Origin of the sequence: Amycolatopsis sp. CA-161197, from assembly GCF_050942255.1 — a bacterium.
Lineage (GTDB): Bacteria > Actinomycetota > Actinomycetes > Mycobacteriales > Pseudonocardiaceae > Amycolatopsis.
On record NZ_CP192059.1, the window covers coordinates 905,222 to 918,449 of the forward strand.

Sequence of the window (13,228 nt, forward strand, 5' to 3'; positions counted from 1 at the left end):
GCTATGCTCAGGCTGGGCGACAACGAGCGAGGGAGCAGCACGGTGACGGAGACCCAGCGCGAGCCGGTCAAGGTGTTCCTCGTGGACGACCACGCGCTCTTCCGCGCCGGGGTCCGCACGGAGCTCGACTCGATCACCGACGAGGTCCAGGTGGTCGGCGAGGCCGGTTCGGTGGCCGACGCCGTCGCCGGCATCGCGCGCACCAAGCCGCAGGTCGTGCTCCTCGACGTGCACATGCCCGACGGCGGTGGCGCCGAGGTGCTGCGCCGCGTGCGCCCGGAGCTGCCCGACGTCGTTTTCCTCGCGCTGTCGGTTTCCGACGCCGCCGAGGACGTGATCGCCGTGATCCGCGGCGGCGCGCGCGGCTACGTCACCAAGACCATCTCGTCGAAGGAACTCGTGCGCGCCATCGTCCGCGTGGCCGACGGCGACGCCGTGTTCTCCCCGCGCCTGGCCGGCTTCGTGCTCGACGCGTTCGCCGACCGGCCCGGCTCGGCCCCCATCAACGACCCCGAGCTCGACCTGCTCACCCCTCGCGAGCGCGACGTCCTGCGCCTGCTCGCGCGCGGCTACGCGTACAAGGAGATCGCGTCGGAGCTGTTCATCTCGGTCAAGACGGTGGAGACGCACGTGTCGAGCGTCCTGCGCAAGACCCAGCTGTCGAACCGCTACGAGCTCTCCCGCTGGGCGTCGGACCGCCGGCTCGTCTAGGCGGCGGGCTCCGCCGCCACCAGCGGCGCCGGGGCCTCGGTCTTCTTCCTCCGCTGCACCCGCGTGAGCGCGACGCCGCCCAGCACCACGACCATGCCCGCGATCACGCGGAAGCTCAGCTGCTCGTGCAAGAAGATCGCGCCCAGCGCCACCGACACGATCGGCAGCAGGTAGCCGACCACCGAAGCCGCGACGGCGCCTTCGCTGGCCAGCAGCTGGTAGTTGAGGGCGAACGCGATCCCGGTGCCGCCGATGCCGAGGATCACCACGGCGAACGCGGCCAGCGGTGTCAGGTGGATCGGCGACAGCCCCCCGAACGGCACCACCAGCACGAGGAACCCGGCGGCGATCATCATCTGCCCGCCCGACAGCGCGTAGGGCGAGTCGCCGGTGTCCGAGAGGTAGCGGCCCTCGTAGACGAACGCGAAGCCGTAGCTCGCCGCCGCCGCGAGGCAGGCCAGCGCGCCCCAGCTCAGCAGACCCGACGCTTCCCAGGGCGCGAAGATCAGCAGGATCCCGGCCAGGCCGACCACGAGCCCGGTCGCGCGCATCGCCGTCATCCGGTGCCGGACGCCGAGGAACGGCGCCACCACGAGCACCCACAGCGGCGTCGTCGAGTTCAGCACGCCCGTGATGCCGGAGTCCACAGTGGTCTCACCGATCGCGAAAAGCAGGAACGGCAATGCGTTGTGGAAGAACGCGGCCACGGTGAGGTGACGCCACGTGCGCTTGTCCGTCGGCAGCCGCCGGCGCCCGAGCCGGCACAGCGCCACGAGAACCACGGCGCCGAGCACCAGGCGCGCCAGCACCAGCTGCACCGGCGAGAACGCCGCGAGCCCCAGCTTGATCCAGAAGAAGCTCGAACCCCACATCAGTGCCAGCGCGGCAATCCTGAGCAGGGTCTTCGTCTCGCCCACCCCAGTTCCTCCTTCTCGGCCGAAGTCCAGCCTGACCCGGCCCAGACGTAAGGACAAGCGAAAATAACTGCAGGAACGCTTAAGCTCAGCTGTAGAATTCAGCGCATGCTCGATGTGCGGCGAATGCAGGTGCTGCGCGCGGTGATCACCAGCGGGTCGATCACCGCCGCGGCGCGGAACCTCGGGTACACGCCGTCGGCGATCAGCCAGCAGCTCTCGGTCCTCGAACGTGAGGCCGGCACCGAGCTGCTCGAACGCGTCGGCCGCGGCATCCGCGCCACGCCCGCAGGCGTGCTGCTGTCGGAGCACGCGGAGACGCTGAGTGCGGAGCTGGCGCGCGCCGAAGCCGCGTTGACCGAGCTCAAGGAGGGCCGCACCGGCAAGCTGGCCATCCGCTACTTCGCCACGGCCGGCGCGTCGGTGATCCCGCACGCCGTGGCCGCCGTCCGCCGCGAGCACCCCGGCGTGTGGCTCGACCTCAAGCTCGTCGATCCGGACGACCCGATGCCCGAGGTGGAGGAGGGCCGCGCCGACGTCGCGATCGTCGTCTTCCCGCGGCCCGCGCCGCCGGCGAAGGGGATCGAGCTCGTGCACCTGCTCGACGACCCGTACCGCGCGGTGCTGCCGCGCGCGCACCCGTTGGCGCGCAAGCGCGTGCTCGACCTGACCGACCTCGCCGACGAGCCGTGGGTGGGCGTGGACCCGATGCCCGGGATGTGCCGCGCGATCCTCGACGGCGCCTGCGCGTCGGCCGGGTTCGCGCCCAACATCGTGGTCGAGTCGGAGGACTACCTCACGGCGCAGGGCTTCATCGCGGCCGGGCTCGGCGTGGGGCTGGTGCCGGAGCTCGGTGTCGGCACACCGCACCCGGGTGTGGTCGTGCGGCGGATCCGCAACCCCGAGCCGTGCCGGATCATCCAGGCCGCCATCGCCGCGCGGGCCGTGGGGAACCCGGCTGTCCGGACGCTGATCGACGCGATGCGTGAGGCGACGGCGAAGGTCGCCTGACGGCGCTTACGACCCAGACGACTCAGACGAAGAACAGCTCGGAAACGCCGATCCCGATCAGCACCGCGCACAGGATCGCGGCCACGGTGAGGATCAGCTTCCGGCGCGCGGCCGCCTTCTGCCGCACCTCGGCGGCTGCCGCCGCCTGCTGAGCCGCCGACGGCACGAACCGCGCGGACGGCTGCTGCACCGGCTGCTGCTGGGGCGGGATCTGCTGCGTGGGCTGGGCGACCATCGGCGGCTGCATGGGCTGCGGCGCGGCCGGCGCGTAGGGCACCTGCTGCACCGGCATCTGCATCAACGGTCCCGGCTGGCCCTGCTGCGGCGGAGGCATCGGCCGCGACGCGGGCATGGTCGGCATCGCGGGCGCAGTCGGCGGGATGAATGCGGTCTGCTCGCGGCCCTCGGTGATGGCGCTGAGCGCGGCCACCGTGTCCGCCATCGTCGGACGAGCCGTCGGGTCCATCCGCAGCATTTTGCGCAACGCGCCGGCGAGCACCCCGGCGTTCTGCGGCGGCCGCTCGGACGCCTCGCCGTCCTCGCCGAACGGCGGCACGCCCTCCACGGCCGTGTACAGCGTGGCGCCGAGCGAGAACACGTCGGCGGCCGGCGAGGCCGGGGCACCGCGGGTGACCTCGGGCGCGCGGTAGGCCGGGTGCGCCCCGCCGCCGGTGATGCCGATGTCGGTGAGCTTCACGCCGCCGTCGTCGGCCAGCAGCACCGTGCCGGGTTCGAGCGTGCGGTGCACGATGCCGGCCGCGTGGATCGCCGCCATCGCGTCGCCCAGCATGATCCCGAGCGACGCCGCCTGCTCGGGCGTGAGCCGCCCGTGCTCGGCGAGGAACGACGCCATCCCGCGCGACGGGATGTACTCCATCACCAGCCAGACGTCAGGTCCGTCGGGCAGCACGTCGTACACGGTGATCGCGCTTGCGTGGTCCACGCGCGCCGCGTCCTTGCCCTCCTGCATCACCGCGGCGCGCGCCTGCTCGGCGCGGTCCGGCGGCAGGCCGACGGGCAGGTACATGCGCTTCATCGCGACCGTGCGGAACAGCCGCGTGTCGAACGCCTGCCACACGATGCCCGCGCGGCCGCGGCCGATCGGCTGGTCGAGCCGGTACCGGCCGCCGACGATGGTGCCTTCTGAACTCAAATCTGATCCTGGATCAACTGTTCGACGACGGCGGACTGCCCGTGGACGTGTCCGTCGAGGTCGGAGGCGAGACTGTCTTCGAACTCGAAGTAGTGGACGGGGTCTCTTGTTCGGACGAAGTCTCCCGCGAAGGAGTGTTCCGCTGGGTTGTCCGGCGAGACGACGTCGTCTCGCGTGTAGAGGACTCCTCAGAAGAGGACGTCTCTTCCTCGCTCGTGGTTGCTTCCTCGGTCGAAGGCACCGAACCTGTGGTCGGCACCACATTTGCCGAGGTCGACGGGGGAGCGGGCTGCTGCGACGCGTCCGGCGGGTTGTTCGAGCTCAGCAGCCACACGCCGAGCGCCACCAGGCCGACCACCACGATCGCGCCGATGATCGCCGGCTTCTTCCACGCGCCCGGCTTCTCGTCCTCGTCGTCGGTGGGGCTGGTCTGGCCGCGCGCCGGGGGCGGCGGCTCGTCGTAGCCGTCGTCATACCCGTCGTCGTACTGGTCGTCGGCGTAGACGTCGTGTGTCGGCACGGACCGGGTGGCGGCCAGGCCGTTGCGGCCCGGGTCGCCGTACAGCGGGGGCTCGCCCTGGTACTGCTGGTCGTAGCCGTCGTAGTCGTTCTGGGGGTACGCGGCGGCCGCGGGGTAGTCGGCCTCGTCGTCGTAGTACTGCTGCGCCGGGCCGGGCGCGTCGAGCAGCGTGCCCGAGTGCGCGGCGTCGTCCATGTCCTCTTCGGGGAACAGGTGCGTGGCGGCAGCGCCGGCCACGGCGGCAGCGCCGAGCGTGCCGGCCGAGGCCACCATCACGGTCTCGCCGGCCGGTCCGCCCAGCGGCGTTTCGCCCCGTGCGACGGAGGCCAGCAGCTCTTCGCACTCCTCGGCGGTGGGCCGGTGGTGGATGTCGGGGTGCAGCAGCACGGCGAGCACGCTCGCGAGCGGACCCGACTGCCGCGGCGGGTTGATCTGCCCCGCGGCGACGGCGTGCAGGAGGCTCAGCGTGTTCTCCGACAGGCCGAACGGCGGCTGGCCTTCACACGCGGCGTACAGCGTGGAGCCGAGCGAGAACACGTCGGACTCGGGGCCGGGGTCGCCGCCGATCGCGACCTCGGGCGCGAGGTAGGCGGGCGTGCCGGCGATCATCCCGGTCTTGGTGACCGTGACGTCGTCCTTGGCGCGCGAGATGCCGAAGTCGGTGATCTTCACGGTGCCGTTGCCGGCCAGCAGGATGTTGCCGGGCTTGATGTCGCGGTGGACGATGCCGACGGCGTGCGCCTCGCGCAGCGCAGCGGCCACCTGCGCGCCGATCCGCGCGACCTCCAGCGGCGGCAGCGTGCCGCGCTCCTGCAGGACCTGGGCCAGGCTCGTGGAGTTGAGGTACTCCATGATCAGGCACGGCTGACCGTTGTCGTCGGTGACGACGTCGAACACCGAGATCGCGTTGGGGTGGTGCAGGCGCGCGGCGATGCGGCCCTCGCGCATGGTGCGCTGCCGGGCGTCTTCGGCGTCGTGCTCCTCGAGGCCCGGCTGCATCAGCAGCTGCTTGACGGCCACCGTGCGGCCCAGCACCTCGTCGTGTGCCTGCCAGACGGCACCCATCGCGCCCGTGCCGATCCGGCCGATGATGCGGTACCGGCCGGCGACCAGACGACCCTCGTCGCTCACGCGACCTCCCTTTGGGGCTCCGACTGCCCGGAGCGGGACGTGCCCACCCCGAAGACGCGACCTCGAACCGGCCGCAGCACCGCAGCGTAGGCACCTGTCGTGGGCCGTGTGCCGGTTTTCCCGAGACCGGCCCGTGACAAGGCTAGGCGTTCACTCTGTGCACACACACTCGGCACGGTCTGATCGTCTACCCGGAACTGGATCGTCGCAGGTCACGAGAATGCGACGGCGGAGAGCAGTCGCGCTTCGGAGATGACGTCGTGCTCCACGACGTCGAACATCTGCGTGACGCGGAGCAGTGTTCCGTCGGCCTGGTGCAGCACCGCGACCGCGACCACCGAACCGTCGCCCTGCACGCGGGTCTCCTGGACGTCGATCGAGCGGGCCGCGCTCCACGCGCGGACCAGGCTGCCGGCTTCGCCCTGGGCGAGGCCGGGGGCGAGCAGCGCCAGCGCGCTGTCGGGGTTCTTGTCGATCGAGGAGTAGAAGGCCTTCACGGCCTGCAGCTTGTCGGCGTCGGACGTGGCGTCCGCGCCCTCGGACTCGGCGTGTTCCGACGGCGGCGTGGTGCTCGGCGCGGCCGTGCTGGGCGCGCCGGTCTGCTGCGTCGTCGAGCCCGTGTCCTGCGTCGGCTGCGTGGTGCCGGACGCGGCCTGCGTGCCCTGGCGGTGACCGGACGTCGTGCCGCCGGCGCCGTGTTCTTGCGGGCCGGGCACGGCCTGGCCGCCGAGCGCGGCGGCGCCGCTGAAACCGGCGGGGATGGTGTCCTCGGCGACCGGCGTGGTCGGCCGGGGACCGCCGCTGAGCAGGGCGGCGGTGACCACGGCGCCCGCGACGAGCGCGCCGGCGCCGACGAGGCCCGCCTGCTTGGCGCGGCGGGCGAAGCGGCTCTCGGGCTCTTCGGCCGGCTCGGCGGATCTGGCGGCCTCCGCGCGGTGCGACCGCGGCGGCAGGTACTTCTGCGGCTCGCGGAAGACCTGCTCGAGGTAGTCGCGGTCCGCGTCACCGACGCCGTCGAGCAGCTCGGGAGGGATCACATCCTCGACGCGGACGGCAGTGACCTCGCGGGCCTCACGCCGTGTGCGCTGCCGATCAAGCACGAAAGTCCTCGCTCTGGGGTTCGGGGGACGGCGGTACGGCCGTTCGGTCGTACCGCCGCTGGTCCGGACGGCCGATTCGTGGTCGGTTCCCGGACCCGCTGTCGCCAGGTAACCCTGTGGCGGCGGGCACCCGCCAGGCTCAGTCGCCGGAATGCCGTCGTCATACGACGAGCGGCAGCTTATGTCACCCACCCGGAGCAAGTTCAACCGCTTACCGCACCGCACGTGCATCGGAACGGGCAGTCTGCACCTGCACGAAACGTTCGGCCCGGGCCGGACGATCAGGCCTGGTCAGGCGCCGTCGTCGGCGATCTTCTCGTCGTCGCCGAAGGTGAGCGTGCGCTGCTCGATGGTCTTGGTGCCGTCGGTGTGGGTCACCTCGAGCGTGTTGACCGTGGTGTTGTTGTCCGGGTCGATCTCGACCTTCTTCACCTCGAAGTAGGCGACGTTCGAGTAGCGCTGGCGCAGGCCCTGCGCGCCCTCCTGCTTGAGGTCCCCGGTGGTGACGGCCGCGGCCGCGTTCGGGTCGGTGGTGACGTTGTTGAAGAACTTCTCGGTGTTGTCCCCCATTGCCTGGGGGTCCTTGCCGGTGTCGTACCAGACGGTGGTCGGCGCGGTCTCGCGCGACGCCGGGGTGACCGGCGGCTTCGCGGGCGGCTGCTCCGGCGTCGACGTCGGCCCGGTCGTGACGGGGTCCGACGAGCCGGCGCTCGACGACGAGTCCGTCGGCGACTGGTCTTCGCTGGTCTCGGAGCCCACGGCGTTCTGCGGGTGTGTGTTCGGGTCGTCGTCTTCCCGCGTGCCGGAGCGGCCGCCACCGGCGCGGCTGCTGTCGGGCGAGTCGCCGCCCGTGCCGCCCTGCTGGCCGAGCGACGGGTCCGGGAGGATCAGCGGGTTGCCGCCGTTCTGCCGGCCCGGCCAGCCGCCGCCGAGCGCGTCGGTGGTCGTGGTGGGTCCGCCGACGAGGAAGGTCCCGGCGAACAGCAGCCCGACCACCACCGCGCCCGACGCGCCGGTCGCGAACCAGGCGGCCTTCCGCCACGTCTTGGGCGGGGTGACCGACGCGGGCACGGAGCCCAGGTCGAACTTCCCGAGCCCGTCGAGCAGGGGAGCGGCGTACACCCGCACTTCGTCGTCTTCGTCGAGCGAGGCCTCGTCGAACGGCCCGCGCACCCGCGGCTTGGCCGGCGCCCGCAGCGTGACGCGCTGACGCCGCGGCGGCTCAGGCTTCACCGGCTCCTCGGCGGCGGGCTCCGGCGCCGCGCTCAGCCGGGTGACCTGGTCCTCGTCGTGCTCGCCGGGTTCGCCGGATTCACCGTGCTCGTCGTGCCCCGGGGCCTGCGGCTGGGCCAGCGTGGCCGCCGTCGCCGCGACCCGCTCACGCCGGCTGCGCCGCACCTGCGGCCGCCCGAGCCCGTCGCGCCCCGGCACGTCGGCGAGTGACCGCGTGGTCCCCGGCGCGGCCCACGCGCGATCGATCTCGCTCACGGGCTGCGGATCCGGCACCACGGCCTGCCCAGTGGGCACGCGCCGCTCGTCGTCCGCGAAGTCGGGGCCGGCCGTGTCGGCGAGGTCGTGGAGGTGCGGCTGCTTGGCCTGCGCGGTGGATCCGCGCCATTCGTCGTGCGCGAACGCCGGCCCGGCGGCGACGGCACCGGGCTGTGGCAGCACAGCCTGCCCGGTGGACACGCGCCGCTCGTCGTCCGCGAAGTCGGGGCCGGCCGTGTCGGCGAGATCGCGCGACTGCGGTTGCCCGGCGGACCCCCGTCGTTCGGCCGGTGAGAACTCCGGCCCGGCCACTTCCGCGAGGTCACCGGAGTGCGCCCCACTCCAGAGCGACTCCGGCTCAGGCATCGTCGGGCCACCGATCAGGCCGGCCTCGTCGAGGCGCCCGGCGGTGAAACCCCGGTCGCCCTGGCCGGGCTGGGGCAACTCGGTGCGGCTTGGCGTGGGCGGCGGGGCGTACGGGCCGCGGCCGTTCAGCGCGTGCTCGGGAAGCGCGCCGTAGGCGTGGTAGTCCTCGTGGAGACGGTGCTGCTCACGCGGCTCGTCGGGCCGGCGCGTCGGCTGCGGGAGCGGGATGGGGCGGCGCGGGTGCGGTTGCCGGGCCTGCTGGGGCTGCGGCAGGAGCACGCCGGGTCCGGGCACGGGCAGAGTGCCGTTCGTGGGCGCGAACGTCGAGGCCGCCCGTCGGCGAGGTGGGGACAACGGCGGCGCGTCGACCGGCTCGGCGCCGGGCCGGTGGCGGTGGTGACCTCCGCCGTGTGGCGGGACCACGGGCGTCCACGTGTCCGTGTCCTGAAGACTGCGAGCGCGGTGCCTGCCCGGCACCGTGACCTCTGCGGCCGTCACCGTGTCCGGGTGGCTCGAGCTTCTCGACCCACCCATCGCGTTTCCCGTCATGCCCGTCCGACCCCTCCCCGGTGTGGGCGTGACGGCGCCGGCACTCCGATCAACCCGATCGGAGCAGAGGCGCGAACGGAGTCACTTGCGTCCACACTTGCGAACTCCCGCGCATCTGCACGCGCACGCGGCAGTAGGCGCGCGGAGCCGCAGCTCCCGCGCGTCCTCCGGGCGTCGCCCGACCCAGACGCATGGGTCCTCACGAACCCAAGACTAGAAAACCGCCAGGCGAAAGTCTCGGGGCAACCTGCAACTTGCACAGGTTTCACTCTGTCGGGGGCGACCGAACAGGCGTGAGGTCACGCTACGCAGTGCAATCGCCGCAGGTAGAGCTGCTCACCCTCCGCTGCGGTACTTCTCCCGGGTCGTCTGGAGAGCCTTCGTCGCCACAGCACCGCTACCGACAGCAATCAGAATGGCGATGATGTCGGCTGCGCCTCCCCCTAAAGTGAGCAGCCACGCGAACAGTGATGCCGCCGTGGTACCACCGGCGACCGCCCAGCGGCTGCGCACGTACTGCGCGACGGGCGCACCGCCGGCCCGCTTACCCGCCGCGTTGTTGAGCAGCGCCAGGTAACCGACATGGCCCAGTGCCGCCAGCACGCTCGCGATCGCGATGATGACGGCGATGACGTTAATCATGGGTCCAGTCTGCCCGTTTTCGCGGACCGGCGGATCGGGGAAGTCCCTGATGTGGCCGTAAGTTCACCGGCCGAGGCGGCCGCGGCCCAGGTTGAGCAGCGCCATCGCGAGCTGGCGGCCTTCCGGACCCAGCTCGCGGTAGCGCGCGAGCACGTCCATCTCGCGGTTGTAGACGATCCTCGTGCCGCCGGCGGCCATGCGGGCCGCGCCGATCGTCTGCGACACCTCCACGCGGCGTTTCACCAGCCGCAGGATTTCGGCGTCGAGCCAGTCGATCTCCTTGCGCAGCGAGGAGATGTCCTCGCCGGCGGCGGTGTTCTCGGCGGGCTGTCCGTCGGCGTTCTGAGTCTGCGCGTTCATCGGGACCTCTCTGAAGTCCGGACTCCCAGTGGCCCCTGGGACGGCGAAAGCCCCGGGTCCGTGGACTCCGGGGCTGCGGGTGATGGCGGGTGGGGCACTACGCGATCACGGGAGCCGGAGTCCGGGTCCCGTAGAAAAATCGCTCACTGCTGTGCCGCACGCGGTCAGTATGGCACAGGAGTTTCACCGCGCCGCCGGAAACTCCGCACCCGCGCGTGCACCACGAGGGTGACGAACAGCCAGAACAACGGCATCGCCGGCCAGAAGAACCCGACGCCCAGCACGGCCCACCGCACGATCAGCAGCACTGCCAGCGCCACCACGATCACGGCGTGGATCCGCAGCGCCGGGTGCTCGCGCAACGCGGCGCGGGTGAGCGGCCAGCCGGATCCCGGCCGTCGCGCGACTTCGGGGCGCGGCAGGTCGGTGGTGAGCGCGCCGAGCTCGTCGACGTAGCGCGTCGCGTAGACGGTGCCGAGCCGCTCCTCCACCTCTTCGAGCGTGAGCCGGCCTTCGGAACCGGCGGACTGGATGATCGCGGCGACGCGTTCTCGGTCGCTGTCGGATGCCCTCAACCGGGCGGGGATCTTGTCTTCCATACCGTTCGATGCTCCGCCCGCGGACGCCTCCGCGCGTCGGACGGGAGGCGACACCGTCGTGTACGTCGACAGGCGCAGTTGCCTGTGAAGAACGTGTCGTACCCCAGGGGTAGCGTGGACAGGCGATGGACACCCTCTTCGATCTCCCCGCAGAAAAGCCCGCGCCTGCCCGGAAGGCCACCGCCGAGCTGCTCGAGGACCTCAATCCCGCGCAGCGCGAAGCGGTCATGCACGCCGGCGGGCCGCTGCTCGTCGTCGCCGGCGCGGGGTCGGGCAAGACCCGTGTGCTCACGCGCCGCATCGCGTACCTGTTGGCGGAGCGGGGGGTGCACCCCGGCGAGATCATGGCGATCACGTTCACCAACAAGGCCGCGGCCGAGATGCGCGAACGCGTCGCGTCGCTCGTCGGCCGCCGCGCCAACGCGATGTGGGTGTCCACGTTCCACTCGATGTGCGTGCGGATCCTGCGCCGCGAGGCGAAGACGCTGGACATGTCGTCGAGCTTCTCCATCTACGACTCGGACGACACGAAGCGCCTCATCACGCTCGTCGCGCGCGACCTCGACATCGACCCGAAGAAGTACGCCGCGCGCACGCTCGCGGTGCACATCTCGAACCTCAAGAACGAGCTGACGGACCCCGACGCGGCCGTGGCGAACGCCGCGAACGACCTGGAGCGCCGCGTCGCCGAGGTCTACGTCGAGTACCAGCGCCGGCTCGAAGCGGCCAACGCGTTCGACTTCGACGACCTGATCATGCGCACGGTGTCGCTGCTGCAGGCGTTCCCGGACGTCGCGGAGTACTACCGCCGCCGGTTCCGCCACATCCTGGTCGACGAGTACCAGGACACGAACCACGCGCAGTACACGTTGGTGCGCGTGCTCGCGGGCACCGAGGCCACCGACACCGGCATCGACCCGGCGGAGCTGGTCGTGGTGGGTGACGCGGACCAGTCGATCTACGCCTTCCGTGGCGCGACGATCCGCAACATCGAGGAGTTCGAGCGCGACTTCCCCAACGCGCACACCATTCTCCTGGAGCAGAACTACCGCTCCACGCAGACGATCCTGTCGGCGGCCAACGCCGTGATCGAGCGCAACCCCAACCGGCGCGCGAAGCGGCTGTGGACCGACTCGGGCGACGGCGAGAGGATCGTCGGCTACGTCTCGGACAACGACCACGACGAGGCCGCGTTCGTCGCGGGCGAGATCGACGCGTTGGCGGAGAAGGGCGAGGCGGACTACTCCGACGTCGCCGTCTTCTACCGCACCAACAACCAGTCGCGCGTGTTCGAGGAAATCTTCATTCGCCTCGGCCTGCCGTACAAGGTCGTCGGCGGCGTGCGGTTCTACGAGCGGCGCGAGGTGCGCGACATGCTCGCGTACCTGCGCGTGCTGTCGAACCCGGACGACACGGTTTCCTTGCGCCGCATCCTCAACGTGCCCAAGCGCGGCATCGGCGACCGCGCCGAAGCGGTGGTCGCCACGCACGCGGAGCGCGAGCGCATCACTTTCGCGGCGGCGTTGCGCGATGCCGTCGAGGGCAAGGTGGCGCTGCTGAACCCGCGCTCCGCCAAGGCGATCACGGGGTTCGTGTCGCTGCTCGACGATCTGGGCGAACTGGCGGCGTCGGGCTCGGAGGTGCACGACCTGCTGGAGGCCGTGCTGGAGCGCACGGGCTACCGCGCGGAGCTCGAGGAGTCGGACGACCCGCAAGACGCCTCCCGCGTCGAGAACCTCACGGAGCTCGTCACGGTGGCGCGCGAGTTCGCCGAGTTCACCGCCGAGGTCCAGCAGGACGAGAACGCCGAGCTGGTGCTCGACGACGGCGTGCCCGCGCCCGGTTCGCTCGCCGCGTTCCTGGAGCGCGTGTCCCTGGTCGCCGACGCCGACTCGATCCCGTCGCCCGACGGCGGCGACGAGGGCGACGGCGGCGCCGGGGTCGTCACGCTGATGACGGTGCACACGGCGAAGGGCCTCGAGTACCCGGTGGTGTTCTGCACGGGCTGGGAGGACGGCGTCTTCCCGCACATGCGCGCTCTGGGCGACCCGACGGAGCTCGCGGAGGAGCGTCGGCTGGCCTATGTGGCCATCACGCGCGCGCGGCAACGGCTGTACGTCTCGCGCGCGCTGGTGCGCTCGGCGTGGGGCCAGCCGCAGATGAACCCGGCTTCGCGCTTCCTCGACGAGCTGCCCCCGGACCTCGTCGACTGGCGGCGGCTGGAGCCGTCTTCGCCGGGCTTCGGCAACTTCGGGTCGTCTTCGGGCTCGTCGTCCTCGGGCCCGCGTGCGGCTACGACGTGGGGCCGGCGGTCGCCGTCGTCGTCCTCCACTACGTCGTCGTCGCCGTTCGGCAAGGGCTGGAAGGACACGGTGGCCCTCAAGCTCGACGTCGGCGACCGTGTCAGCCACGACAAGTACGGCCTCGGCACCGTCATCTCCTGCGACGGCGTCGGTCCCCGAGCCACGGCCACCATCGACTTCGGTGCGTCCGGCAAGGTCCGCCTCATGCTGATCGGCAGCGTGCCGATGGTGAAGCTCTGATTTTTGTCGGACCCCTCGGTTAGGCTCCCTCCAGTCGAACACAAGTTCGAACGAATGAGGTAGGCTGGTGCTCGTTCACCGGCCGCCTCGGGAGGGAGCACGAGGGTGTGGACGCGATCTTGTTTGGGGTCCTGGCCGCAG

Annotated in this window: 11 protein-coding genes; 3 read left to right on the plus strand and 8 right to left on the minus strand. The window is 71.5% G+C overall.

Annotated features, from left to right (window positions below; all coding sequences use genetic code 11):
- Window positions 1-3 precede the first annotated feature (3 nt).
- Window positions 4-711, plus strand: a complete 708-nt coding sequence (locus tag ACQPXB_RS04535; RefSeq protein ID WP_255638645.1) for a response regulator — start codon at window positions 4-6, stop codon at window positions 709-711.
- On the opposite strand, the gene ACQPXB_RS04540 is transcribed toward ACQPXB_RS04535, so the two are convergent.
- Window positions 708-1,628 carry a DMT family transporter gene (locus ACQPXB_RS04540; RefSeq protein ID WP_432849640.1) on the minus strand — a complete coding sequence of 307 codons (921 nt, stop codon included), beginning with the start codon at window positions 1,626-1,628 and terminating at the stop codon, window positions 708-710. The genes ACQPXB_RS04535 and ACQPXB_RS04540 overlap by 4 nt on opposite strands.
- Before the next feature lie 105 nt (window positions 1,629-1,733).
- On the opposite strand from ACQPXB_RS04540, the gene ACQPXB_RS04545 reads away from it, so the two are divergent.
- The gene (locus tag ACQPXB_RS04545) at window positions 1,734-2,636 is read left to right on the plus strand and encodes a LysR family transcriptional regulator (protein ID WP_366575660.1); all 903 of its coding nucleotides are present in this window, start codon (window positions 1,734-1,736) and stop codon (window positions 2,634-2,636) included.
- 22 nt (window positions 2,637-2,658) lie between these two features.
- Here the strand turns inward: ACQPXB_RS04545 and ACQPXB_RS04550 are convergent, their stop codons facing one another.
- The 7 genes from ACQPXB_RS04550 to ACQPXB_RS04580 all read right to left on the minus strand — a co-directional run bounded on the left by ACQPXB_RS04550 (window position 2,659) and on the right by ACQPXB_RS04580 (window position 10,544).
- Complete coding sequence (locus ACQPXB_RS04550) at window positions 2,659-3,789, minus strand: serine/threonine-protein kinase (protein WP_366575658.1); 1,131 nt, start codon at window positions 3,787-3,789, stop codon at window positions 2,659-2,661.
- 13 nt (window positions 3,790-3,802) lie between these two features.
- Entirely contained in the window at window positions 3,803-5,440 is a 1,638-nt protein-coding gene (locus ACQPXB_RS04555) for a serine/threonine-protein kinase (RefSeq protein WP_432849643.1), read from the minus strand.
- A 212-nt stretch (window positions 5,441-5,652) separates the two neighbouring features.
- Complete coding sequence (locus ACQPXB_RS04560) at window positions 5,653-6,540, minus strand: hypothetical protein (RefSeq protein ID WP_366575655.1); 888 nt, start codon at window positions 6,538-6,540, stop codon at window positions 5,653-5,655.
- 291 nt (window positions 6,541-6,831) lie between these two features.
- Window positions 6,832-8,688 carry a hypothetical protein gene (locus ACQPXB_RS04565; protein ID WP_432849645.1) on the minus strand — a complete coding sequence of 619 codons (1,857 nt, stop codon included), beginning with the start codon at window positions 8,686-8,688 and terminating at the stop codon, window positions 6,832-6,834.
- Between the two features lie 591 nt (window positions 8,689-9,279).
- Window positions 9,280-9,585: a hypothetical protein gene (locus ACQPXB_RS04570; protein ID WP_366575652.1), complete on the minus strand. Its 306-nt coding sequence runs from the start codon at window positions 9,583-9,585 to the stop codon at window positions 9,280-9,282.
- Window positions 9,586-9,648: 63 nt separating this feature from the next.
- On the minus strand, window positions 9,649-9,945 hold the full coding sequence (locus tag ACQPXB_RS04575) for a chorismate mutase (protein ID WP_220246175.1): 297 nt from the start codon (window positions 9,943-9,945) through the stop codon (window positions 9,649-9,651).
- A 164-nt stretch (window positions 9,946-10,109) separates the two neighbouring features.
- Window positions 10,110-10,544: a DUF1707 SHOCT-like domain-containing protein gene (locus ACQPXB_RS04580; RefSeq protein ID WP_386946466.1), complete on the minus strand. Its 435-nt coding sequence runs from the start codon at window positions 10,542-10,544 to the stop codon at window positions 10,110-10,112.
- Window positions 10,545-10,669: 125 nt separating this feature from the next.
- Here ACQPXB_RS04580 and pcrA point away from each other — a divergent pair, with 125 nt between their 5' ends.
- Window positions 10,670-13,087, plus strand: a complete 2,418-nt coding sequence (pcrA, locus tag ACQPXB_RS04585; protein ID WP_366575647.1) for a DNA helicase PcrA — start codon at window positions 10,670-10,672, stop codon at window positions 13,085-13,087.
- Window positions 13,088-13,228: the final 141 nt, after the last annotated feature.